This window comes from Nitrobacter sp. CN101, from assembly GCF_055390255.1.
The window spans coordinates 297,547-319,965 of record NZ_AP038833.1; the positions used below are offsets into that span (position 1 = coordinate 297,547).

Below are 22,419 nucleotides of genomic sequence, written 5' to 3' on the forward strand. Positions count from 1 at the left end.
CCGTCCGATGCGAACCTGGCCCACGGCCGGACGTTTGTTCGCAGGTCGTGATCCTAGCCGATCAGAAAGTGAAGACGACGTGGATATTTACACCATCATTTTCCTGGCGCTGGCGGTCTTTATTTTCCTGCGTCTGCGCAGTGTTCTCGGGCAGCGGACAGGAAGTGAGCGTCCGCCTTATGATGCTACGCGGGAAGTCCTGCGTGGTACCCAGGACAACAACGTCGTTCCGGTGCCAGGAACCGTGATCAATCAGTCATCCGCGACGCCCACCGCCGATGTGGGGCCAAATTCCGATCGCTGGAAGAATTTGGCTGAACCGGGCACGACACTCGCTTTAGGGCTCGATGCTATTGCGGCCCAGGATTCCTCCTTCGATCCCGGGCATTTCCTGAGCGGCGCACGCAGTGCCTATGAGATGATCGTACTGGCATTCGCCAACGGGGATCGCCGGACTTTGAAGGACCTGCTGTCGTCGGATGTCTATGAAAGCTTTGATGCGGCTATCAAGGATAGAGAGAGACTCGAGCAGAAGACCGAAACGCGATTTGTATCAATCGATAAAGCCGAGTTGATCGGTGCAGAATTGCGAGACGGCGCCGAGCAACTGACGGTCCGCTTCATTTCGCAGATGATTTCTGTCACCCGCGACAGGACTGGAGTGATCGTCGACGGAAACCCTGAGAGAATTTCCGATATTACCGATGTTTGGACGTTTGCCCGCGATATCTCGTCGCGCGATCCGAACTGGAAACTGGTTGGCACCGGAAGCGCCAGCTGATCTTTATCGGTTAAGAAGGTGCGCAGTTGGATTGTGCATCGCCGCTGCGATTGTGCCTGTCGCCGTCCAGGCTCACGATAGCCGTCATCGTTCGGCCGGGCCGCTCGAGATCGTTGGTGGTCAATACTCGCCGGTTTCCTGGGCTGGCATCGCTGGCTGGAACAACGACAATCATCTTGACGCGTTCAAGGCTTTTCGCGCCAGCTGCCGCGCCGTAACGGTGCAGCGTATATCGGCCGTCGATCAGAAGGCGCTCGGCGCAACCTTGCGGGAGCCGTGCCGAGCGGCGAAGACGGCCAACATCTCAGATGACGCCAAAGCGAGAGCCTTCTTCGAAAACCATTTCCGGGCCGTGCGCATTTCACGCCTCGGCGAAACGGACGGCTTCGTTACCGGCTATTACGAGCCAATCATCGACGGATCGCGCGCCAGAACGGATGTCTACACCGTCCCGGTTTATCGGCGTCCTTCGAACCTTTTTGTCCGGGGATTCACGCAAAGCGCGCCGAGCCTGCCCAACAGCGGGCCGGTGTATCGCAAGATTGGCCGCCGAAAGCTGGTCCCCTACTACGATCGCGCCGAAATCGAGGATGGCGCGATCGAAGGCCGCGGTCTCGAAATCTGCTGGCTCAAGAGCCAGACCGATCTGCTCTTCACGCAAATCCAGGGCTCAGCGCGCGTTCGGCTCGAGGATGGCTCTACCTTACGCATCAACTATGATTCCTATAACGGATATCCATATACCGCGGTCGGTCGTATTCTGATCGAACGCAACATCATCCCGAAGGATCAGATGTCGATGCAACGCATCCGGCAGTGGATGACTGAAAACCCGGATGGCGCCAAGGAATTGCGCCGTCAGAACCGCTCCTACGTGTTCTTTCACGAGGTGAAGCTCTCGGACAACGACGAGGCGATCGGAGCACAGGGTCTGCCTTTGACGCCGGGCAGGTCGATTGCGGTCGACAAATCGTTGCATGTCTATGGCACGCCTTTCTTCATCGAAGGCGAGTTGCCGATCGAATCCGAACAGGCGAAAACGCCGTTTCATCGACTGATGATCGCGCAAGATACAGGCTCTGCCATTGTTGGTCCGGCCCGCGCGGACCTTTACTTCGGCGCCGGTTCGGAAGCGGGGCGGGTGTCGGGCCGTCTGCGACACCATTTGCACTTCGTCATGCTCGTCCCGAACAGCCTTGATCCGGTAGCTCGCGCCAGAACCATGCCGCTTCCGCAAACACGACCCTCGGCAAGAATCGCAAAGCTTTTTCCGCCCAAGGATCAGAAGCCGGCCAACACCCCGCATTCCTCCGCGCCCTCTTCTTTTCCCGCGGGTGAGCAAGCCGGGGCTGCTCCCGTGCCAGCGGCGAAAGCCGCGCCATCGGACACTACCCGGCCACCCTCGGTGCGGCCTGACGTCAGATCCGTGCATAATCCGCGGCATCGCACCCATTACCGCCGCCGCTGGCATCGCTGGGCGCGATGAAACGCCGCTTGTCGCCCGACGCATCCGCGCGGCCGAGCTGCCAGCGCGTACTTACGGACGAGGAGCGCCGTTTGTGGGAAAGCGTTGCGGGGCAAGCCAAGCCATTGCGCAAACGACCTCGGCCAGATCCATTGCAACCCCGGTTTGAAGTGAAGTCCGCCAGGATTGCGAACCCCGCGACGTGGTCCGAATCAAACTCAATCAAAAAAACGGCCAGATTCAATAGCCCGCAGCCGACGCCGCTCACCCGCCGCGAGCGATCGCAATTGTCCCGAGGGCGGAAAGACATCGATGCTCGGATCGACCTGCATGGCATGACGCAAACGCGGGCATATCGAGCCCTTCTGCAATTTTTGCAAAACGCGTCGGGCGATGGCCTCACCTTCGTGCTTGTCATTACCGGCAAGGGCCGCGCGAGGGGGCTGGACTCCGAGCGGGGCGTACTGCGCCGGCAGGTCCCGCAATGGCTTGCTCTCCCCGAGTTTCGCTCGCTGGTCGTGGGTTTCGACGAGGCGCACTCCGGCCATGGCGGCGAGGGCGCGCTTTACGTGCGGTTGCGACGCCGAGTCAGAGCATAATCCCGAAAACGAACCGGTTTTCGGGATTGGATCATCCGCGATCAAAAGGCGCGATCAAAAGCCAGCGCCCGAGTCTGATGTCGGAATCAGTCTCCATAGCGTTTTAGAGCGAAGCATGTCCTCGGGCTTGACCCGAGGATGGAATTCGGTTCGCGTGAAGAAAACGCGTTAAAATAAAAGATAGAATCTTTCACCGTTTCCGTGACGCGGTGACAGACTCTAGAGGATGAACCTGCTCAAATCGGCATTCTTGGCCAGATCCCCAATATGCTTCTGGACATATCCGGAGTCGATGCGGACCGTCTCGCCTTTGCGGTCAGGGGCCGTGAACGAGATGTCATCGAGCACCCGCTCCATGACGGTCTGCAACCGTCTTGCACCGATGTTCTCCACGGTTGAATTCACCGCAACCGCGATATCCGCGAGCGCGTCGACGGCATCATCGGTGATGTCGAGCGTGACCTCCTCGGTCTGCATCAACGCGACGTATTGTTTGATGAGCGAGGCCTCTGGCTCGGTCAGGATGCGCCGCAAGTCATTGCGTGTCAGAGCCTCCAGTTCGACGCGGATCGGCAGCCGGCCCTGCAATTCGGGGAGCAAATCGGAAGGCTTGGCAATATGAAACGCGCCTGACGCGATGAACAGGATATGGTCGGTCTTCACCGCGCCATGCTTGGTCGAGACCGTCGTTCCTTCGATCAGCGGCAGCAGGTCGCGCTGCACGCCTTCGCGCGAGACGTCGCCGCCGCTGCGCCCGTCACGCACGCAGATCTTGTCGATCTCGTCGAGAAACACGATGCCGTTATTTTCGACCGCAGCGATCGCTTCCAGCGTGAGCTGATCGCTATCGAGCAGCTTGTCGGACTCCTCGTTGATCAGGATTTCATGAGAGTCAGAAACGGTCAGCCGGCGGGTCTTGGTTCGTCCGCCCATCTTGCCGAAGATATCACCGATCGAGATCGCACCGACCTGTGCTCCCGGCATGCCGGGAATCTCGAACATCGGTGCTCCGCCGGATGATTGCGTCTCGATCTCGATTTCCTTGTCATTCAGTTCACCTGCCCGCAGTTTCTTGCGAAAGGAATCACGCGTTGCGGCGCTCGAATTGGCGCCGACCAAGGCGTCCAGAACGCGCTCCTCGGCGGCAAGCTGCGCGCGTGCCTGAACGTCCTTGCGCTTGCGCTCGCGGGTCTGGCCGATCGCGACCTCCACAAGATCACGGACGATCTGTTCGACGTCGCGTCCGACGTATCCCACTTCGGTGAATTTAGTGGCCTCCACCTTGAGGAAGGGGGCGTTTGCAAGCTTCGCCAGCCGTCGCGCGATCTCCGTCTTGCCGACGCCGGTCGGGCCGATCATCAAAATGTTTTTCGGCAACACCTCCTCGCGCAGTGGTCCGGTCAATTGCTGGCGCCGCCAGCGATTGCGCAACGCGATGGAGACGGCGCGTTTGGCGTCGGTCTGGCCAACTATGAAACGGTCGAGTTCGGAGACGATTTCGCGAGGAGAGAAGTTCATCATGTTCTCGAAGATATGTTGGATCGTTGGGGGAACAAGCGGTCAAATGATGGGCCGCCCGGCCTGCCAGTGACGCCGAGCTGGATAGATTGGCACGACGACGGTTGTCACGAATACTCCGACAAGAGCCTCCTGCAGGAGCCGACGTGCTCAATCCGTGGACAGCATCTCGACCGTCAAGTTTCGATTGGTATAAACGCAGATATCGGCGGCGATATCGAGAGAACGGCGGACAATGGTCTCGGCGTCGTTGTCGGAGTCGACCAGGGCCCTTGCGGCGGCAAGCGCGTAATTCCCGCCAGAGCCGATCGCCATCACGCCGGATTCGGGCTCCAGAACGTCTCCGGTCCCGGTCAGCACCAGCGAAACGTCTTTGTCCGCAACGATCATCATGGCTTCCAGCCGCCGCAGATAGCGATCGGTTCGCCAGTCCTTGGCGAGTTCGACGGCGGCGCGGGTGAGTTGGCCAGGATACTGTTCGAGCTTGCTTTCCAGCCGCTCGAACAGGGTGAAGGCATCGGCGGTGGCGCCGGCGAAGCCGCCGATGACGTCGCCTTTTCCAAGCCTCCTGACCTTCTTCGCGTTGGATTTGATGACGGTCTGTCCGATCGAAACCTGACCGTCTCCGCCAATGACCACTTTGCCGCCCTTGCGGACGGTCAGGATCGTGGTGCCGTGCCACACCTCCGGCTGTGATGCTTGCATATGAACCCCTTGATGACCCGCCAGATTTAGGCATTGCCGCGCCGCGTTGCAATCGGCGTTGGATTCCGTTCCAGTGGTCCAAATTCCAACATTCGCATCTCGGTGCCCGCGGCAAATGGGTGGCGAATGTCAAATCCTTCCACTAGTCACCATGCTCGAAGAACACCAGCAAAATGCATCATCCCGCAGTAGCGAAGGGGACCTGAGCCTGTTAAAAGAGCCGCGTTCTATCAGAGCGCGGTCAGCAGGAATGGATATCGATTTTGTGTCCGACGCGCTCAGATCGTTAGATGGCGCGTGATCTTGTTGCCCAACCGCTTACACTCTGGCGGAGGCGGATCATGCGCGAGGCAGAGAGCTTTTCATGCGCACGGCGAGCATCAAGCGCAAGACCAAGGAAACGGACATCGAGGTCGCGGTCAACCTCGATGGCTCCGGTGTGTCGAAGGTTGCAACCGGCATCGGCTTTTTTGACCACATGCTGGATCTGCTCGCCCGCCATTCGCGGATCGACATCACGGTCAAAGCCGTCGGCGATCTCCACGTCGATTACCACCACACGACGGAGGATGTCGGCATCGCGCTGGGCCAGGCTGTGAAGCAGGCGCTCGGCTCGATGGTTGGCATCAGCCGGTATGCCAGCGTCTATATGCCAATGGACGAAACGCTGTCCCGGATCGTGATCGATATCTCCGGCCGGCCGGTGCTCGTGTTCAAGGTCGATTTCCCCCGCGACAAGATCGGTGAGTTCGACACCGAACTGGTGCGCGAATGGTTCAATGCCTTTGCCGTCAATGCGGGAGTGACTTTGCACGTGGAGACGCTATATGGCGAGAACAGCCATCATATCGCCGAATCCTGCTTCAAGGGTCTGGCGCGAGCGCTTCGTGCAGCGGTAGCGATCGATCCGCGCGCTGCGGACGAAGTGCCATCAACAAAGGGTCAGCTCGGCGGCTGACCGTTTCGTTGTCAGCGGAGAGTGCAATGTCGGTTTATACAGTCCATGCGCCACCGGTCGACGGGCCAGACGTGCGCGGCACCACGGACAATTTCGTGTTCGTTCGCGATGGCTTTTCGTTCGGGGCTTTTGTGTTCGGTCCATTGTGGCTGCTTTACCAACGACTTTGGTTGGCGCTCGGTGCGTATCTGGTTCTGTCGATCGCGGTGGAAGCCACGATGACGCTGCTGCGCGTCAGCGGGGGGACACGCATGGCGGTGATGGCCGTGATCGCCGTGCTGATGGGATTGGAAGCGGCGAGTTTGCGGCGCTGGACGTTGTCGCGGCAAAAGTGGCGTCCGCTCGATGTCGTTGTCGCAGACGATGAGGAAGCCGCTGAGCGGCGCTTTTTCGATCGCTGGCGAGCGGAGCGGGGCGCGGATTTCGATCCCTTGGCAATCGATCGCGGCGCGCCGCCTCCGACCCGAAGTGCTTCGGACCACTCCCTTCCGCCGTCGACGCTGCGCGGCGACATCGTCGGCCTGTTTCCTCAACCCGGGTTCAGGCGGTGACGGCCGCGATTATCGACTATGGCTCCGGTAATCTTCATTCGGCCGCCAAGGCATTTGAGTGCGCGGCGCGCAACATGGAAGGTTCGGAAAAGATCATCGTGACGCGCGATCCGGATGTGGTGTTCCGGGCCGATCGCGTGGTACTGCCCGGTGTCGGCGCGTTCGCCGATTGCCGCAAGGGCCTTGATGCGCTCGACGGCATGGTGGAGGCCATGACGGAGACGGTACGCGATAAAGCGCGTCCGTTTTTGGGCATTTGCGTCGGGATGCAGCTGATGGCGACGCGGGGCAGGGAGCACGTGACAACGGACGGGCTAGGCTGGATCGCGGGCGACGTCGAGAAAATTTCGCCGCGCGACGAGAGACTGAAGATTCCCCACATGGGCTGGAATACGCTCGATCCGGTGCGGGAGCATCCGGTGCTCGAGCGTCTGCCATTGGGACCGAAGGGCCGTCACGCCTATTTCGTGCACTCCTACCACCTGAACGCCGCCAACGAGACCGACGTGCTCGCGCGCGCCGACTATGGTGGTCCGGTGACGGCGATCGTCGGCAAGGACACCGCGATCGGCACTCAGTTTCATCCCGAAAAGAGCCAGCGATTCGGGCTGGCTCTAATCGCCAATTTCCTGAGATGGAAACCGTGATCCTCTTCCCCGCCATCGATCTCAAGAACGGTCAGTGCGTTCGCCTCGAGCAGGGCGATATGGCGCGCGCGACCGTCTTCAATCTTGATCCCGCCGAGCAGGCGCGCGCATTCGCCGCACAAGGCTTCGAGTATCTGCATGTGGTCGATCTCGACGGCGCGTTCGCCGGTAAGCCCGTGAACGCAGATGCGGTTGAGCGGGTCTTGAAAACCGTTGCCCTGCCGGTTCAGCTCGGCGGCGGCATTCGGGATCTGAAAACGGTCGAAGCCTGGCTCGGCAAGGGTGTTGCGCGCGTCATCATCGGCACGGCCGCGGTGCGCGATCCTGTTCTGGTCAAGGAAGCCGCCAGGGCGTTTCCGGGGCGCGTTGCGGTCGGTCTCGATGCGCGTGACGGCAAAGTCGCGGTGGACGGCTGGGCCGAGACATCGGAAGTGTCGGCGCTCGACATCGCGCGACGATTCGAGGACGCTGGAATCGCGGCGATCATCTTCACAGACATTGCCAGGGATGGCTTGCTGAAGGGCCTGAACCTCGATGCCACGATCGCGCTCGCCGACAGCATTTCAATTCCGGTGATTGCGTCGGGTGGCTTCGCCTCCCTCGCGGATGTAAAGGCGCTGCTCGCGCCGCGTGCGAAGAAGCTCGCAGGCGCCATTGCTGGACGGGCGCTCTATGATGGCCGGCTCGATCCCGTTGAAGCGCTGAAGCTGATCCACGCCGCACGTGCGGCGGCTTGAGAGTATCGGGCGACGATGTTCAAGGTCCGTGTCATACCCTGTCTTGACGTAAAGGATGGACGGGTCGTCAAGGGCGTCAACTTCGTGGACCTGCGGGATGCGGGCGACCCCGTGGAAGCGGCGGTCGCATACGATGCCGCCGGCGCCGACGAACTCACCTTTCTCGACATCACCGCAACGCATGAAAATCGCGGCATCATGTTGGATGTGGTTCGGCGTACCGCGGAAGCCTGCTTCATGCCGGTGACCGTGGGCGGCGGCGTTCGCACCATTGAGGATATCCGTACCTTGCTGCGCTCCGGAGCGGACAAGGTCTCGATCAACAGCGCAGCGGTGAGCCGGCGTGAGTTCGTCAAAGAGGCCGCGGAAAAGTTCGGCGACCAGTGCATCGTGGTCGCCATCGATGCCAAACGGGTGTCGAGGGCCGGTGGCGCGGACCGTTGGGAAATCTTCACTCATGGCGGACGCAAATCCACCGGCATCGATGCGATCGAGTATGCGCAGGAAGTGGTGTCGCTCGGCGCCGGCGAGATCCTGCTGACGTCGATGGACCGCGACGGCACCCGCCAGGGCTTCGATCTGCCGCTGACCCGGCGCGTGGCCGATGGCGTTTCCGTGCCCGTGATCGCGTCTGGCGGTGTCGGAAACCTCGATCACCTGGTCGATGGAATTCGCGAAGGCCATGCCACGGCGGTCCTTGCGGCATCGATCTTTCATTTCGGCGAATTTACCATTCGCGAAGCCAAGGAGCATATGGTTCGCGCCGGGTTGGCCATGCGGCTCGATCCCTGACGACTTTGGATCGCATAAGTGCTAGGTATTCAACAGTTGTCGCGTGCCTAAAGTACGACCGGACGAGTAGACGGATTATGCCGCGTTTCACGATCCATGATCTTGCTGCCATCATTGACGCCCGGGCTGCATCCGGGGGCGATGCGTCCTACACGCGAAAGCTGCTCGACAAGGGCCCCGTACATTGCGCCAGGAAGCTCGGCGAGGAAGTTGTTGAGACGGTCATCGCGGCGGTCGAAAATGATCGGCATCATTTGATCGCCGAAGGTGCTGATCTCCTGTTTCATTTCCTTGTGCTGTTGAAGGCCAGGGATGTGACGCTGGAAGATGTCGAAGCTGTTTTGGCGCAACGCACGACGAGATCGGGACTCGAAGAGAAAGCCGCCCGCAATCGCGACTAGAGTCCGATTCAACTTGAGCATGATTTTTTCCGAAAGCCGGTTTTCACTTTTCGGGATCATGCTCCAGTCCCGAGGCAAGCTTCATGGATTCGCGGGCAGAACAGCAGCAATATAATCCGTATCGGGTTTTCCCCCGTGCCGAATGGGCGAAACTCCGCCACGATATGCCGATGACGCTTGCCGCGAATGAAATCGCGGCGTTGCGGTCGATGCATGATCGACTCGATCTCGTGGAGGTCGAGGAAATTTATCTGCCTTTGTCCAGGTTGCTGTCGATCTATGTGGCCTCGATGCAGCGTCTCTTTGTTGCTCAGCGTCAGTTTCTCGGCATTCATGATCGCAAGGTGCCGTATATCATCGGTGTTGCCGGGTCGGTTGCGGTTGGAAAATCAACGACGGCGCGCGTGTTGCAAGCGCTGCTCGCACGATGGTCGCCGCGCCCCAAAGTCGAACTCGTCACGACTGACGGATTTTTGTTTCCGAACGCGGTGCTCGAGCGACGCGGCTTGATGCAGAAAAAAGGTTTCCCGGAGAGTTACGACTTGCCGGTTCTGCTGTCGTTTCTCAGTGACATCAAGGCCGGCCGTGCGCCGGTGCGCGCACCGGTTTACTCGCATCTGACTTACGACATCGTCCCTCATAACTGGATCGAGATCAGTCAACCCGATATTCTGATCGTCGAAGGCGTCAATGTTCTGCAGACCGGTCCGCTGCCGCGCGACGGCAGGGCCGTTCCGGTTGTCTCCGATTTCTTCGACTTCTCTGTCTATCTCGATGCCGAAGAGCCGGTGCTGCGCGACTGGTACGTGACCCGCTTTCTTGCCCTGCGGGATTCGGCCTTTCAGGATCCACGGTCCTATTTTAATCGGTACGCGCTGCTGTCGGACGATGAAGCGATCGCAACGGCAATTGCAATCTGGGAGCGCACCAACCGTGCCAATCTGGAGGACAACATTCTGCCGACGCGGCCCCGTGCGAACCTGATCCTCACGAAGGGGGCCGATCATGTCGTCGAGCAGGTCGCGCTAAGGCGGCTTTAGAGATTTCTCGCGCGCAAACGTAGGTCTCATTGGCAGCGAGACGTGCGCACTGGTGCAGTTACCTCAGGCCGGGACGCGACGAGCGGCCGTCAATCCCGCAAGCGCTTCGGTCAGCCTGTCGCGATCGAGCGGCTTGACGAGAAAGCCATCCATGCCGGCCTCGAAGCAGGCATAACGATCGTCAATCAGCGTGTTGGCGGTCAAGGCCAAGACGGTCGTGCGGCGGCCGAACTGGGCGGCTTCCCGTTCGCGAATTTTCCTGGTGGTCTCAATACCGTCGAGGGTCGGCATCTGGACGTCCATCAGGACGAGATCGTAGGGCTTACCCGCGGCTAGGGCGGCGTCCCACGATTCCAGCGCTTCTTCTCCGTTTGCGGTGACGATGACGTTATGCCCGAAGCGGGTCAGGAGTGATCGCGTCAAGAGCGCATTGATCTCATTGTCCTCCGCGACGAGAATTGAAAGGCTTGATGCGGAAGTTGTGGTCGATGTCTCGGGTCTTTCAAGACTGTCGCAATCAGGCTTGCTGTTAGTGGTGCGAAGGAAGGTCGAGTCCTCGGTCGGCGCAGACAATCGCGCTGCGATCGACGCAGCTCGCAAAGGCTTGACGAGATAGCCCGTAAACGCCGCGGCGCCGGTGGCCTGAAGATCCTGCCTTGTGGATGGCGTGACCATGACAATCCGGCGTGCCGCATGATGGCGGGCAGCCTGACCGAGCCGCCAGATATCATCTCCGCCCATCGCATGATCGACAAGCACGGCGTGCCACGCTCGCTCCGGAAGCAGCGCGTAAGCAACTGCGAGGTCCGATGTCGTGCAGGTCTCGGCCCCCCATCGCTCCAGACGCCGGGCGAGCAGCGATGTCTCGATGGTCTGAGGCGCCACGAGCATGACCGGACGTCCCGCCAGATCCGGCGCGACAAAGCGCTTTCGTTCTGGTGCGCTCTCGTGAGCAGGAAGAGGGATTGAGACCTCGAATGTCGAACCGGTACCCGGCTTGCTCTGCAGCGTGATGCGCCCGCCCATCCGTTTGGCGATGCGATCGCTGATACTTAACCCCAGTCCCGATCCGCCGTAATTGCGCGCAATTTGGTCGTCGGCCTGCTCGAAATCACGGAAAATCCGAGCTTGCGCATCCGGCGCAATGCCAATTCCAGTGTCACGGACCATGAAGCGGATATCGTCGTGCCCGACGCCGGGGGCGACGGTCAGCGCAACGCCGCCGGACGACGTAAATTTGATTGCGTTGCCTGCAAGATTGAGCAGCACCTGGCGCAAGCGCGCGGCGTCTCCGATTACTTCGGTTGGCAGGGCCTCATCGATATAGGCGGCGATTTCAAGCTGCCTGGCCTGCGCGCGCGGCGCCAGCAGTTCGGTGATGTCCTCGATCAGATCGGACAGGATGAAAGGGCGGCGTTCCAGGTCGATCTTCCCGGCCTCGATCTTGGAATAGTCGAGCAACTCCTCGATCAGCGATAACAATGCATCTCCGGATGCCTTCACTGCCTTGACATATGTCGTCTGTTCGGGCGTGAGCGAGGTTTCCAACAGCAATCCGCTCATGCCGATGATGCCGTTAAGTGGTGTGCGAAACTCGTGCGACGTCATCGCCAGGAAACGCGATTTGGCCTGGTTGGCCGCGTTCGCGTGATCCCGCGCTTCACCGAGCACACGCTCGGTCTCGGCACGATCGGTGATGTCGCGGCCGACGCATTGCAGTTCTGCTGGATGGTTGGCGTCGATCCGCATCAAGGCTTCGCGCCATGCAATCCAGCGGGGGCCCCGTGCGGTTTCGACGCGCTGATCGTAAATGCGCGTGCCGTTCGATTCAATCACGCTCTCGCTTTGCTTGAGAACGGGGAGCGCGAACCGACTGCCAAGCAGCTCCGTCCGCGATCGCTGAGCCAGGATGCAATAGGCATCATTCACCGAAGTGATGGTGCCGGTTCCATCGCGCAAAACGATCAGATCGCCCTGCGACTCGAAAAGGCAGCGCGCGCGCTCCTCCGCTTCCTTCAGCTCCCAATTGCGATCAGCGAGCGCTTCATTATGGAGAGCAATTTTGCGAACTTTCTTGCGCATCCTGCGCAAGCGCATGCTCTGGATCGCCAGCGCGACACAAGCAAGCGCGAACAGAAAGCTGATGCCGATTGCGAAGGCGTGAGGGTCGTAATCGGCGCTTCGGCTTCCGGAAATGAAACCGTAGGCACCTCCGAACGCGATTGAAAAGGTCATGAAGGCTCGAAAAGCAACATTCAGCCGGGGATGTTGCCGGATCAGCCCGCGCAGGCGCGCCCTCATCCAGAATAATCGCGCTGCCATCGACCTTCCCGAATTTCCTGCAGCGCTCGTCGGAGGCGATTGCCGCCAACGAAAGTACGCGCAGCGTGTGTGTCCCATGTCAGCATGAAAGCATGACCTTGCGGAAGTCCTCGAGGGCCGCGCCGGAAACGGTTCGGATGCGAACAAGGTTAACGAGGTCTTATCGAGACGTCGCAGGACCGGTGTCGCGAGGCAAATCGCGGCGGCAACTTGGTGATCCGTCGCGGACGGAGACGAGCGCTGTCAGGCCGCGCGTTTGATGTCGTCGGCGAGCGCGCGATAGGACAGAGCTTCGGCAAGGTGCAGCCGGCCGATCTTGTCAGCGCCATCGAGGTCCGCGAGCGTGCGGGCGACGCGTAGCACCCGGTGATAGCCTCGCGCCGACAAACGCATGCTTTCCGCGGCGTCGCGGAGCAGCTTCAGCCCTTGTGCATCCGGTTGCGCGATGTCTTCCAGCGCGGCCGCCGGGGCTTCGGCGTTGGTCCGGATATTCGGAAGCCCGAGCGCCGCATAGCGCGCTGCCTGAATGTCACGTGCCGTGGCAACACGAGCGCCGACTTCGGCCGAACCTTCCGACGAAGGCGGCAGAATGAGATCGGAGGCGGTCACAGCCGGCACTTCGATGCGCAAATCGATGCGGTCCAGGAGAGGTCCCGAGATGCGCATTTGATAGTCTGCGGTGCAGCGGTCGATGCGGCCGCGCTTGCAGGCATAGCCAGGCTCAAAGGCATGGCCGCAGCGGCATGGATTCATCGCCGCCACCAGCATGAAACGCGCGGGATAGGTCACGCGATGATTGGCGCGGGACACCGCGATCTCGCCGTTCTCGAGCGGCTGCCAGAGCGAATCCAGCACGCGCGGATCGAACTCCGGCAACTCGTCGAGAAACAGGACGCCGTTATGCGCGAGCGAGATTTCACCGGGTTTGGCGCGCGTGCCGCCCCCCGTCAGCGCGGCCATGCTGGCGGAATGATGCGGGGCGCGAAACGGCCGGTGCGAGGTGAGCGCCCCGCCGTCGATTGCGCCGGCAACCGACGCGATCATCGACACTTCCAGCAGCTCGGCCGGCGACAGCGGTGGGAGAATCGAAGGCAGGCGTGCCGCGAGCATTGATTTGCCGCTGCCGGGAGAGCCGACCATCAGCAGATGATGTCCGCCGGCGGCTGCGATCTCGAGCGCACGCTTGGCGCTCTCCTGCCCTTTGATGTCGCGAAGATCAAGAGCGCTACCTTGGGTTTCACGAATCCGGGGCTGCGGGCGAGACAGAACCTGAGTTCCCTTGAAATGATTTGCGATCTGAATGAGCGAACTGGCGGCGACGATCTGGATGTCGGGGCTCGCCCAGGCTGCCTCCGCGCCGCAGGCTGCGGGGCAGATCAGCCCTTCATCGCGCGCATTCGCACCGATCGCAGCGGGCAGAACCCCCGCTACCGCCGCAATCGATCCGTCGAGGCCGAGTTCGCCGAGTACCGTAAACCCTGACAACGCGTCGGAGGGAATCGCTCCGATCGCCGCCATCAGGCCGAGCGCAATCGGGAGATCGTAGTGACTGCCTTCCTTGGGCAGATCGGCCGGAGCCAGGTTGACGGTGATTCGTCTCGCCGGCAGCGCAAGACCTGAAGCGATCAGGGCCGCCCGCACCCGCTCCCGGGCCTCGGACACGGCTTTGTCTGGCAAGCCCACAATATTGAAGGCGGGCAGGCCGGGAGCGACCTGCACCTGCACGTCGACCGCGCGCGCCTCGATTCCTTCAAATGCGACGGTGGATACCCGCTGAACCATGGCAGCCCCCTTTGCCACGGCGAAGCTAGCTTACAACTTCCCGATGTACAAGAACATTAAGGGAACACAGGCTGCAGGATTTCTAGGTGAGCCTATTGGCGCTTCGCCTCGATCCCGTCCCAGATTTTTCCGGCGACATCCGGGCCGCCCAATGCGGCAATCGCCCGAATTCCGGTCGGCGAGGTAACGTTGATTTCGGTGAGCAAGCCGTCGATGACGTCAATGCCAACAAACAACAGACCGCGCTCGCGCAGCGCCGGACCAATGCGCTTACAAATCTCGCTCTCGCGGGGAGAGAGGTCGGTTGCCCGCGCCGCACCGCCACGCACCATGTTGGAGCGCAGATCGTCAGCGGCAGGCACGCGATTGACAGCACCTGCGAATTCGCCGTCGACGAGGATGATGCGCTTGTCGCCGTGTTTGACCTCGGGCAGGAAGCGCTGGATTACCCACGGCTCGCGAAACGTCACCGAGAACATGTCGAACAGCGATCCGAAGTTCATGTCTTGCGGCGTGACGCGAAACACTGCGGCTCCGCCGTGACCATGCAACGGCTTCATGACCACCGCACCATGCTCGTCACGAAACGAATTGATCTCGTCGAGATTGCGCGAAATCAACGTCGGCGGCATCAACTCCGGAAAATCCATCACGAACAGCTTTTCCGGCGCATTGCGCACGCTTGCCGGGTCGTTGACCACGAGCGTCTTCGGATGAATGCGCTCGAGCAAGTGAGTCGTCGTGATGTAGGCGAGATCGAACGGAGGGTCCTGGCGCAGCAATACGACGTCGAAGGATTCTAGGTAAGAGCGCGTTGCTTCACCGAGCGTATAATGGTCGCCCTCCTGATCCCGAACGGTCAACGGCTGGACCCATGCAACCACGTCCTTGCCGCGAAGCGATAGCTTATCCGGCGTGTAGTATGAGATTTCGTGGCCGCGTCGCTGTGCCTCCAGCAACAGTGCAAAAGTTGAATCGCCGCGAACGTTGATGCGCGCGATCGGGTCCATCTGAACGGCGACTTTCAGTTTCATCTTGTTGGTCCGGGTTGTGTCAATGCGAAAGCGTCTGAATACGTCAGGCTATGTGCTGGCGTCGAATGCACCTAACAGATGACGCGGCAGACGTCGCGGCGCAATCAGCATGGCGTCAAAGCGGAATTCGAAAGTCGCATGTTCGGGGTGCGCCATAAGCCAGGCTTGGGCTGCGTTGACGATCCGCTGTTGTTGTCTCTGCGTCACTGCATAGGCAGCATCATCGAGGCTGCGACGGGCTTTGACTTCGACGAAAGCGAGAAGTTGCCGCCGGCGGGCCACGATATCGATCTCGCCATGAGGCGTGCGAAACCGGCGTGCCAGAATCCGGTAGCCCTTGGCGATCAGATAGGCTGCGGCGAGACCTTCCGCCGAAAGACCGGTGCGAAACGCCGCGACGCGCTCGGGCGCTGCCGCCTCTGGGCCGTTTCGGGAACGGTCCTTACCTGCTGTCATTGTTGTCACGGTCCCTCATCTGTCCGGCGAGCTCAAGCGCGCGGGCATAGATTTGACGTCGGGGGAGGCCCGAGATTTCGACCGCGTGAGCCACGCTGTCTTTGACGCTGCCCTCCCTCAACAACGTCAGCAGCAGATCGTCCAGCTCGTCGGAGGACATCGTGCCTGCATCAGCCGTTGGTGGTCCGACGACCAGGACGAATTCGCCCCGTGTTTCCAGCGTTTCGGCCGCTTGCGCGAGCTCCGTGAGGGTCGCGCGGCGGATATCCTCGTGCAGCTTTGTCAGTTCGCGGCAGATCGTGGCGTCGCGATTGCCGAGGATGGCCGCGAGGTCGTGCAAGGAATCCCGGATACGACTGCCGGACTCGAACATGACCAGCGTGGCATCGATCCTTGCGAGTTCGGCAAGGCGCGTGCGGCGCGCGACCTCCTTTGCCGGCAGAAACCCCTCGAAGAAGAACCGGTCCGTCGGCAGCGCTGCTATGGACAGCGCCGCTAGCACCGAAGATGGTCCCGGAACCGCGATCACCTGATGACCAGCGGCACACGCTTCACGTACCAGTTTGAAACCCGGATCGGAAATCAGCGGTGTGCCGGCATCGGAGACCAGGGCGATGGAGGCGCCTTGTGCCAGCTGCGCCAGGATTTTCGGACGCGCTGTCGCAGCATTATGCTCGTGGTAAGGCTTGAGCACGCCTGTAATCGCGTAGCGTTCGGTGATGCGGCGGGTGATGCGGGTGTCCTCGCAGGCGATGATATTGACGCCTGCGAGGGTCTCAAGCGCTCGTAAGGTGATATCTCCGAGATGACCGATCGGCGTGGCGACCAGGTGAAGACCGGGCGCGGCCGTCGGGGCAACCAGTTGATGGCCCGCTATGGAAAAGGTCCGGGTACCCGGGGTTTCGATGTCCGATTTCAAAGAGGCGGATTTTGCACGCATACTGCGACTTCTATAACATTTTCGAGAAAAATGAGTTCGGCTCGTGTCAAGAAGCGTCTTCGGCGCCGAAGCCGGATAACACAAAGATTGCGTGCGAACGGGTCCGTCCCATGCTTTTCGATGTTCCGCGGTATCCAAGGTTGGGTATGGAGCTAAATTCGGGGCGGACACGATCCGTTTGTTTTGGTTAACTGGCGGCATCGGCAATATGGCTGATTCCGCGGGGCTTGTGCCCGGACCTGTCCGGAATGGGTGCACTGCAAGGATAATGATGAAGGATCCCTTCGAACCGAAATCTGAGCGCCTGGGAGCGACTCGGCGAGCCGCGCTGGGCCTTGTCATCGGCGCGCCTCTGCTTGGCGCCTGCTCGGGCGTCCAGCAAACGCTGACGAACAATTTTTCCAGTTCCCCCGGTTCTTCTCCGCAGCCAGAGGCGGCCGGTCCGCCTCAGCAGGCAGCTACAATCGGTACGGGTCAGGTCAAGGTCGGTTTGCTCCTTCCGTTGTCGGCCGCAGGCAATGCGAGCGTTGCGGCGCAGTCGATGAAAAACGCGGCCGAGATGGCGCTGTCGGAATTTCAGAACCCGAATGTCCAGTTGCTGGTCAAGGACGCCGCCGGTACGGCGCAGCGTGCGCAACAGGGAGCGCAACAAGCGCTCGATGAAGGAGCCGAAATCATTCTCGGTCCGCTGTTCGCAGCATCTGTTCCGGCGGTTGCTCAGGTGGCGCGGACACGCGGCACCTCGGTGATCGCGTTCTCGACTGATTCAAGCGTGGCGGGCCGGGGCGTCTATCTTCTGAGTTTTCTCCCTGAATCGGACGTCAACCGGATCGTCGAATATGCCACCAGCACCGGAAAGCGCTCGTTTGCTGCCTTGGTGCCCGAAAATGCCTATGGCAATGTCGTCGAGGCTGCCTTCAAACAGACAGTTGGCCATCGCGGCGGGCGTATCGTCGCATTCGAGAAATATGGCGCCGATCGCGCCAGTGCGGCACGGAAGGTGGCGCAGTCGCTCCGCTCGGCTGATGCGCTGCTGATCGCCGATGACGGCGATGCGGTGGTTTCGGTCGTTGACGCGCTCGCCACGGCGGGTGCGAATCTGCGCAATGTCCAGCTTCTGGGTACCGGTCTGTGGGACAATCCTCGCGTTTTCGCCAGCGCGTCGCTGCAGGGCGGCCTCTATGCCGCCCCTGATCCATCCGGTTTCCGTAGCTTCGCAGGGCGCTACCGCTCCAAGTATGGCGGCGATCCGGTACGTACGGCCACCCTTGCCTATGACGCCGTCGCGCTGGTGGCGGCTCTTGCTCGCACCCAAGGCCCGCAGCGCTTCGCGGCCGAGACGCTGACCAATGCGTCAGGCTTCGCCGGCATCGACGGTCTGTTTCGGTTCCGTTCCGACGGCACCAACCAGCGGGGCCTCGCCGTCATGCGAGTCGCATCCGGCGGCGGCCAGCCGGCAGCAGGTTCGCCGAAAAGTTTTGGCGCCTGATCTGTAGCCCGCGTCGTCAGATCACGATGACTTTGGATCGAATCGATCCAGAATCATGAACGTGATCGATTCCAGTATTTGAGAAGTGAGATACCGGCGAAAAACCGCACCACACTTTTCCTCATCCCGCTCTATAGCGTTTTCGAGCGAAGTGGGTACCGGCTTCGCGCGAAGAAAACGCGCCAAACAAATGCTGGAGCCCAGCTTTGACTCCATCAAAGCCAGCATAGCTAGGCGGCGAGATCGGCCACCACGGCATCGAGGAGGGGAAAGCCATCCTGCGTGACGCGCAGGCGGCCATCGGTGCTGATCGTAATCGCGCCTTCGTCACGGAGGATTGCGATTCGCCGCGGATCAAGAGAGCGGCCCGATAGCGCCGCGTAGCGCTGTGGATCGATGCCCTCGCGCAAGCGCAGTCCCATGAGCAGGAATTCGTCGGCGCGCTCTTCGCTGTTGAGCAGATCATCGGCGACGATTCCGTTGCCGATCGCCTCGACCCGCATGAGCCAGGCTTCCGGCCGCTTTTCCGTGGCGACGGCATGCCTGATGCCGTCGATGTCAAGGCGACCGTGCGCCCCGGGCCCGATTCCCGCATATTCCTGACCGCGCCAGTAAAGCAGGTTGTGCCGGCATTCCGCGCCGGGCAGCGCATGATTTGAGATCTCGTAGGCTGGCATGCCGTGACGCGTGCAAACGTCCTGCGTGACGTCGTACAGCGCGCGCGCAATCGCTTCGTCGGGGGTCCTGAGTTTCCCGGCTGCGTGCAGGTCGAAAAACGGCGTACCCTCCTCGATAGTCAACTGGTAGAGCGACAGATGCTCCGCCGCTTCCGAGATCGCCTGCCGCAGTTCCTCGGTCCACATCGCTGGCGTCTGGCCGGGACGTGCGTAAATCAGATCGAAGGAATAGCGATCGAAGACGGAGCGTGCGATCGCCACCGCCTCCAGCGCCTCGTGCGCGGTATGCAGGCGTCCGAGAGCCTTTAGCGAGGAATCGTCGAGCGCCTGCACGCCGAGCGACACGCGGTTGACGCCCGCTGCGCGATAGCCGCGGAATCGCGTGGCCTCGACGCTGGTCGGATTGGCTTCCAGCGTGACCTCGACGTTATCAGCGACGCCCCAATATTTTCCGATTGCGTCGAGGATCGCGCCAACGGTCTGCGGCTGCATCAAGGACGGGGTACCACCGCCGAAGAAAATGGAGGACACCTCTCGGCCGCGCGCGCGTGCGGCGGTGGTCTCGATCTCGCGCTGGAAAGCACGAACGAAGCGCTCTTCATCGATCGGCGCGTGGCGCACATGACTGTTGAAATCGCAATACGGGCATTTCGACAGGCAAAACGGCCAGTGCACATAGATGCCGAAGGCAGTGGTCGGATTAGCGCCGATCAAGAGCAATCTCCGCCAGCTTCACGAACGCGCGGGCGCGATGCGACAGGCCAAGGCCCCGCGGCGGAAGCCCGTGCTTTTCAATGCCCGTCATCTCGCCGAAGGTGCGCGTATGTCCGTCCGGGAGGAACGCAGGATCATAGCCAAATCCGGCCGTGCCCCGCGGCGGCCATACCAGCGTGCCGTCGACTCGTCCGTCGACTTCCTGGAGATGGCCGTCCGGCCACGCGACGCAGAGCGCCGAAACGAAGTGAGCCTTGCGCTTCTCCGCGCTCGTTGCGCCACGCTCCTGCAGCAGGCGCTCGATCCGGGCCATTGCTGCGGAAAAATCCTTGGTCTCGCCAGCCCAGCGCGCGGAGTGGATGCCCGGTGCGCCATCGAGCGCATCGACGACCAGACCGGAATCGTCGGCAAAAGCCGGAAGCTTTGCGCTCAGGGCCGCAGAGATAGCCTTGATCCGGGCATTGGCGCGAAAATCATCGCCTGTTTCCTCAGGCTCGCTGAGACCGAGCTCGCCTGCGGAGATCGCCTCGACGCCATACGGCGCAAGTAGCTCGCGCATCTCGGCGAGCTTGCCGGGATTGTGGGTGGCGATCACGAGCTTGCCGGCGATCCGACGATTCATGGCCGATCCTAAAGCCATTCCGACTTTGACGGAATTCAAAGTCAGGCTCCGGTTTCTTGTGTTGACGCAGTTTCTTGACGCGAACCGGTCCCCACTTTGCTCGAAAACGCTATTGGAGGAGCGTCCCGCGGAGCACGCCCAGAACGAATCACGCCAACGCCATTTTCTGCAAATCCACCAGCCGCGCGACTCCTTTTTTTGCCAGCGCCATGAGCGCAAAAAATTCGTCGTCGGAAAAAGGTGTCTTCTCGGCGGTTCCCTGCACCTCGATGATGCGTCCCTCGCCGGTCATCACGAAGTTTGCATCGGTGTCGGCTTCCGAATCTTCTGCATAGTCCAGATCGAGGACGGGCGTGCCATTGTAGATACCGCATGAGATCGCCGCGACATTGTCTCGAAGCACGCTCGCCTTGAGCATGTTGCGGGCCTTCATCCAGTTGACGCAGTCGGCTAACGCGACCCATGCGCCGGTGATCGATGCGGTGCGCGTGCCGCCATCGGCCTGAATGACGTCGCAATCGACTGTGATCTGGCGTTCGCCGAGCGCCTCGAGATCGATTGCGGCACGCAAGGAGCGGCCGATCAGGCGCTGGATTTCGACGGTCCGGCCGCCTTGCTTGCCAGCGGAGGCCTCGCGCCGGGTTCGCTCCAGCGTGGCGCGCGGCAGCATTCCGTATTCGGCCGTCACCCAGCCCCGACCCTGGCCCTTGAGCCACGGCGGCAGCCGCTCCTCGAGCGTCGCGGTGACCAGCACATGGGTATCCCCGAATTTCACCATGCAGGAGCCTTCGGCGTATTTGACCACGCCACGTTCCAGCGACACGGCGCGCAGTTCATCCGGTGCACGGCGGCTAGGCCGCATGGGAACCCTCCAGCTATTCTATGAAAATCGTCGTGCCGTGCTTTTAGGGGTGAGGAGCCGCACCGGCAAGGGTCAGAACTGCGATTGCCAAAGGCTGCTTGTAACTGGTGCGCCGGAGAGACAAACTAGATCCGGTCCCAGGCGCAACAGTCAGTATACGCGGGAGATATCGTTGGCCCATCACGATCCGATCGGTCTGATTGCGCCGAACGCCGGGCTTGCCCAGTTGAACGAGCGGTCGCGCGACATTTTTCGGCAGATCGTCGAAAGCTACCTTGCAACGGGCGAACCGGTGGGTTCCCGCAACGTTTCCCGCCTCATCACGGTGCCGCTCTCGCCTGCGTCGGTCCGCAATGTGATGTCGGACCTCGAACAGCTCGGGCTGATTTATGCACCGCATACCTCGGCCGGCCGCTTGCCGACCGAGCTCGGCCTGCGGTTCTTTGTCGATGCCTTGATGCAGGTCGGCGATCTGACCGAGCCGGAGCGCCAGTCGATCCAGACTCAACTCGCATCGGTGGGCAAGGCGCAATCGGTCGAGGCTGCATTGGGCGAGGCATTGACACGGCTGTCCGGATTGACCCGGGCGGCGGCGGTGGTTCTGACGGCGAAATCCAATGTACGGTTGAAGCATATCGAGTTCGTCAGGCTGGAGCCCGACAAGGCGCTGGTCGTGCTGGTCGCCGAAGACGGGCAGGTCGAAAACCGCGTGCTGACGCTCCCCTCCGGCGTCCCGGCTTCGGCGCTGACGGAGGCGTCAAACTTTCTGAACGCTCGAATTCGCGGCCGGACGCTGGCCGAGGCAGGGCTCGAGCTTGAGACCGCGTTGACGCAGAGCAAGGCGGAGCTCGATCAGCTCACACAAAAGATCATCGCGGCAGGAATTGCGAGCTGGTCTGGCGGTGACAGCGACGACCGGCAATTGATCGTGCGCGGCCATGCCAACCTGCTCGGAGATTTGCATGCGATGGAGGACCTTGAGCGCGTGCGGCTGCTGTTCGACGACCTCGAAACCAAGCGCGGCGTGATCGATCTGCTTGGCCGCGCCGAACGCGCCGACGGCGTCAGGATCTTTATCGGTTCGGAGAACAAGCTGTTCTCGTTGTCCGGTTCCTCGACGATCATCGCGCCCTATAGCGACGGCGCCGGCCACATCGTCGGCGTTCTCGGAGTGATCGGACCGACCCGGCTGAACTACGCGCGCGTGATCCCGATGGTGGATTATGCGGCCCGCATTGTCAGCCAGATGCTCGGCGGCTGAGCCCGCCCGCCGCCCCTGCGCGCTTGATTTTTGCGCCTGAACCACGATATCCCGCACGACCATCCC

At 61.2% G+C, this 22,419-nt stretch carries 22 protein-coding genes; 12 read left to right on the forward strand and 10 right to left on the reverse strand.

Features of this window, described 5'->3' with window-relative positions; genetic code table 11:
- The first annotated feature begins 79 nt into the window (after positions 1–79).
- The 3 genes from ACZ5IL_RS01315 to ACZ5IL_RS01325 are packed head-to-tail and all read left to right on the forward strand — an operon-like array spanning position 80 to position 2,845.
- Positions 80–781, forward strand: a complete 702-nt coding sequence (locus tag ACZ5IL_RS01315; protein WP_464594689.1) for a Tim44/TimA family putative adaptor protein — start codon at positions 80–82, stop codon at positions 779–781.
- Positions 705–2,267, forward strand: a complete 1,563-nt coding sequence (mltA, locus tag ACZ5IL_RS01320) for a murein transglycosylase A (RefSeq protein ID WP_464594690.1) — start codon at positions 705–707, stop codon at positions 2,265–2,267. Before ACZ5IL_RS01315 ends, mltA begins: the two co-directional genes overlap by 77 nt.
- Positions 2,264–2,845, forward strand: coding sequence for a Smr/MutS family protein (locus tag ACZ5IL_RS01325; RefSeq protein ID WP_464594692.1), 582 nt, complete (start codon positions 2,264–2,266; stop codon positions 2,843–2,845). The genes mltA and ACZ5IL_RS01325 overlap by 4 nt, the downstream gene beginning before the upstream one ends.
- Before the next feature lie 219 nt (positions 2,846–3,064).
- On the opposite strand, the gene hslU is transcribed toward ACZ5IL_RS01325, so the two are convergent.
- On the reverse strand, positions 3,065–4,366 hold the full coding sequence (gene hslU / locus ACZ5IL_RS01330; RefSeq protein ID WP_079445173.1) for an ATP-dependent protease ATPase subunit HslU: 1,302 nt from the start codon (positions 4,364–4,366) through the stop codon (positions 3,065–3,067).
- A gap of 147 nt (positions 4,367–4,513) precedes the next feature.
- Positions 4,514–5,068 (reverse strand): ATP-dependent protease subunit HslV, encoded by a 555-nt coding sequence (gene hslV, locus ACZ5IL_RS01335; RefSeq protein ID WP_464594694.1) that lies wholly within the window; start codon positions 5,066–5,068, stop codon positions 4,514–4,516.
- A gap of 364 nt (positions 5,069–5,432) precedes the next feature.
- Between hslV and hisB the strand changes: the two genes are divergently transcribed.
- The 7 genes from hisB (at position 5,433) to coaA (ending at position 10,194) form a co-directional block, all read left to right on the forward strand.
- Positions 5,433–6,026 carry an imidazoleglycerol-phosphate dehydratase HisB gene (hisB, locus tag ACZ5IL_RS01340; protein ID WP_079445175.1) on the forward strand — a complete coding sequence of 198 codons (594 nt, stop codon included), beginning with the start codon at positions 5,433–5,435 and terminating at the stop codon, positions 6,024–6,026.
- A 26-nt stretch (positions 6,027–6,052) separates the two neighbouring features.
- Positions 6,053–6,577 (forward strand): DUF2628 domain-containing protein, encoded by a 525-nt coding sequence (locus ACZ5IL_RS01345; RefSeq protein ID WP_464594695.1) that lies wholly within the window; start codon positions 6,053–6,055, stop codon positions 6,575–6,577.
- A complete protein-coding gene (hisH, locus tag ACZ5IL_RS01350; RefSeq protein WP_464594696.1) occupies positions 6,574–7,224 on the forward strand; it encodes an imidazole glycerol phosphate synthase subunit HisH in 651 nt (216 codons plus the stop codon). Before ACZ5IL_RS01345 ends, hisH begins: the two co-directional genes overlap by 4 nt.
- Positions 7,212–7,961, forward strand: coding sequence for a 1-(5-phosphoribosyl)-5-[(5-phosphoribosylamino)methylideneamino]imidazole-4-carboxamide isomerase (gene hisA / locus ACZ5IL_RS01355; RefSeq protein ID WP_464594697.1), 750 nt, complete (start codon positions 7,212–7,214; stop codon positions 7,959–7,961). The genes hisH and hisA overlap by 13 nt, the downstream gene beginning before the upstream one ends.
- 15 nt (positions 7,962–7,976) lie before the next feature.
- Positions 7,977–8,753 carry an imidazole glycerol phosphate synthase subunit HisF gene (gene hisF, locus ACZ5IL_RS01360; RefSeq protein ID WP_079445179.1) on the forward strand — a complete coding sequence of 259 codons (777 nt, stop codon included), beginning with the start codon at positions 7,977–7,979 and terminating at the stop codon, positions 8,751–8,753.
- A gap of 77 nt (positions 8,754–8,830) precedes the next feature.
- On the forward strand, positions 8,831–9,154 hold the full coding sequence (locus tag ACZ5IL_RS01365; protein ID WP_079445180.1) for a phosphoribosyl-ATP diphosphatase: 324 nt from the start codon (positions 8,831–8,833) through the stop codon (positions 9,152–9,154).
- Between the two features lie 83 nt (positions 9,155–9,237).
- Positions 9,238–10,194: a type I pantothenate kinase gene (gene coaA, locus ACZ5IL_RS01370; RefSeq protein WP_464594699.1), complete on the forward strand. Its 957-nt coding sequence runs from the start codon at positions 9,238–9,240 to the stop codon at positions 10,192–10,194.
- Positions 10,195–10,257: 63 nt separating this feature from the next.
- Here the strand turns inward: coaA and ACZ5IL_RS01375 are convergent, their stop codons facing one another.
- The 5 genes from ACZ5IL_RS01375 to rsmI all read right to left on the reverse strand — a co-directional run bounded on the left by ACZ5IL_RS01375 (position 10,258) and on the right by rsmI (position 16,728).
- Entirely contained in the window at positions 10,258–12,516 is a 2,259-nt protein-coding gene (locus ACZ5IL_RS01375; protein ID WP_464594701.1) for a response regulator, read from the reverse strand.
- A 243-nt stretch (positions 12,517–12,759) separates the two neighbouring features.
- A complete protein-coding gene (locus ACZ5IL_RS01380) occupies positions 12,760–14,298 on the reverse strand; it encodes a YifB family Mg chelatase-like AAA ATPase (protein ID WP_464594702.1) in 1,539 nt (512 codons plus the stop codon).
- Between the two features lie 92 nt (positions 14,299–14,390).
- Entirely contained in the window at positions 14,391–15,332 is a 942-nt protein-coding gene (gene gshB, locus ACZ5IL_RS01385) for a glutathione synthase (protein WP_464594703.1), read from the reverse strand.
- Between the two features lie 48 nt (positions 15,333–15,380).
- The gene (locus ACZ5IL_RS01390; protein WP_464594704.1) at positions 15,381–15,788 is read right to left on the reverse strand and encodes a YraN family protein; all 408 of its coding nucleotides are present in this window, start codon (positions 15,786–15,788) and stop codon (positions 15,381–15,383) included.
- Entirely contained in the window at positions 15,775–16,728 is a 954-nt protein-coding gene (rsmI, locus tag ACZ5IL_RS01395) for a 16S rRNA (cytidine(1402)-2'-O)-methyltransferase (protein WP_464594706.1), read from the reverse strand. The genes ACZ5IL_RS01390 and rsmI overlap by 14 nt, the downstream gene beginning before the upstream one ends.
- Before the next feature lie 268 nt (positions 16,729–16,996).
- Here rsmI and ACZ5IL_RS01400 point away from each other — a divergent pair, with 268 nt between their 5' ends.
- On the forward strand, positions 16,997–18,217 hold the full coding sequence (locus tag ACZ5IL_RS01400) for a penicillin-binding protein activator (protein WP_464594707.1): 1,221 nt from the start codon (positions 16,997–16,999) through the stop codon (positions 18,215–18,217).
- A 230-nt stretch (positions 18,218–18,447) separates the two neighbouring features.
- Here the strand turns inward: ACZ5IL_RS01400 and hemW are convergent, their stop codons facing one another.
- From hemW to rph, 3 genes are all read right to left on the reverse strand, one after another.
- Positions 18,448–19,608 carry a radical SAM family heme chaperone HemW gene (gene hemW, locus ACZ5IL_RS01405; RefSeq protein ID WP_464594708.1) on the reverse strand — a complete coding sequence of 387 codons (1,161 nt, stop codon included), beginning with the start codon at positions 19,606–19,608 and terminating at the stop codon, positions 18,448–18,450.
- Positions 19,595–20,230, reverse strand: a complete 636-nt coding sequence (gene rdgB / locus ACZ5IL_RS01410) for an RdgB/HAM1 family non-canonical purine NTP pyrophosphatase (protein ID WP_464594709.1) — start codon at positions 20,228–20,230, stop codon at positions 19,595–19,597. The genes hemW and rdgB overlap by 14 nt, the downstream gene beginning before the upstream one ends.
- 148 nt (positions 20,231–20,378) lie before the next feature.
- Complete coding sequence (rph, locus tag ACZ5IL_RS01415) at positions 20,379–21,092, reverse strand: ribonuclease PH (protein WP_079445208.1); 714 nt, start codon at positions 21,090–21,092, stop codon at positions 20,379–20,381.
- 172 nt (positions 21,093–21,264) lie between these two features.
- Here rph and hrcA point away from each other — a divergent pair, with 172 nt between their 5' ends.
- Positions 21,265–22,353: a heat-inducible transcriptional repressor HrcA gene (gene hrcA / locus ACZ5IL_RS01420; protein ID WP_464594710.1), complete on the forward strand. Its 1,089-nt coding sequence runs from the start codon at positions 21,265–21,267 to the stop codon at positions 22,351–22,353.
- Positions 22,354–22,419: the final 66 nt, after the last annotated feature.

Coding starts and splice junctions, on each gene's coding strand:
- mltA (WP_464594690.1), top strand. CDS start 705: ATGTTTGGACGTTTGCCCGCGATATCTCGTCGCGCGATCCGAACTGGA.
- ACZ5IL_RS01325 (WP_464594692.1), top strand. CDS start 2,264: ATGAAACGCCGCTTGTCGCCCGACGCATCCGCGCGGCCGAGCTGCCAG.
- hslU (WP_079445173.1), bottom strand. CDS start 4,366: ATGATGAACTTCTCTCCTCGCGAAATCGTCTCCGAACTCGACCGTTTC.
- hslV (WP_464594694.1), bottom strand. CDS start 5,068: ATGCAAGCATCACAGCCGGAGGTGTGGCACGGCACCACGATCCTGACC.
- hisB (WP_079445175.1), top strand. CDS start 5,433: ATGCGCACGGCGAGCATCAAGCGCAAGACCAAGGAAACGGACATCGAG.
- ACZ5IL_RS01345 (WP_464594695.1), top strand. CDS start 6,053: ATGTCGGTTTATACAGTCCATGCGCCACCGGTCGACGGGCCAGACGTG.
- hisA (WP_464594697.1), top strand. CDS start 7,212: ATGGAAACCGTGATCCTCTTCCCCGCCATCGATCTCAAGAACGGTCAG.
- hisF (WP_079445179.1), top strand. CDS start 7,977: ATGTTCAAGGTCCGTGTCATACCCTGTCTTGACGTAAAGGATGGACGG.
- ACZ5IL_RS01365 (WP_079445180.1), top strand. CDS start 8,831: ATGCCGCGTTTCACGATCCATGATCTTGCTGCCATCATTGACGCCCGG.
- coaA (WP_464594699.1), top strand. CDS start 9,238: ATGGATTCGCGGGCAGAACAGCAGCAATATAATCCGTATCGGGTTTTC.
- ACZ5IL_RS01375 (WP_464594701.1), bottom strand. CDS start 12,516: ATGGCAGCGCGATTATTCTGGATGAGGGCGCGCCTGCGCGGGCTGATC.
- ACZ5IL_RS01380 (WP_464594702.1), bottom strand. CDS start 14,298: ATGGTTCAGCGGGTATCCACCGTCGCATTTGAAGGAATCGAGGCGCGC.
- gshB (WP_464594703.1), bottom strand. CDS start 15,332: ATGAAACTGAAAGTCGCCGTTCAGATGGACCCGATCGCGCGCATCAAC.
- ACZ5IL_RS01390 (WP_464594704.1), bottom strand. CDS start 15,788: ATGACAGCAGGTAAGGACCGTTCCCGAAACGGCCCAGAGGCGGCAGCG.
- rsmI (WP_464594706.1), bottom strand. CDS start 16,728: ATGCGTGCAAAATCCGCCTCTTTGAAATCGGACATCGAAACCCCGGGT.
- ACZ5IL_RS01400 (WP_464594707.1), top strand. CDS start 16,997: ATGATGAAGGATCCCTTCGAACCGAAATCTGAGCGCCTGGGAGCGACT.
- rdgB (WP_464594709.1), bottom strand. CDS start 20,230: ATGAATCGTCGGATCGCCGGCAAGCTCGTGATCGCCACCCACAATCCC.
- rph (WP_079445208.1), bottom strand. CDS start 21,092: ATGCGGCCTAGCCGCCGTGCACCGGATGAACTGCGCGCCGTGTCGCTG.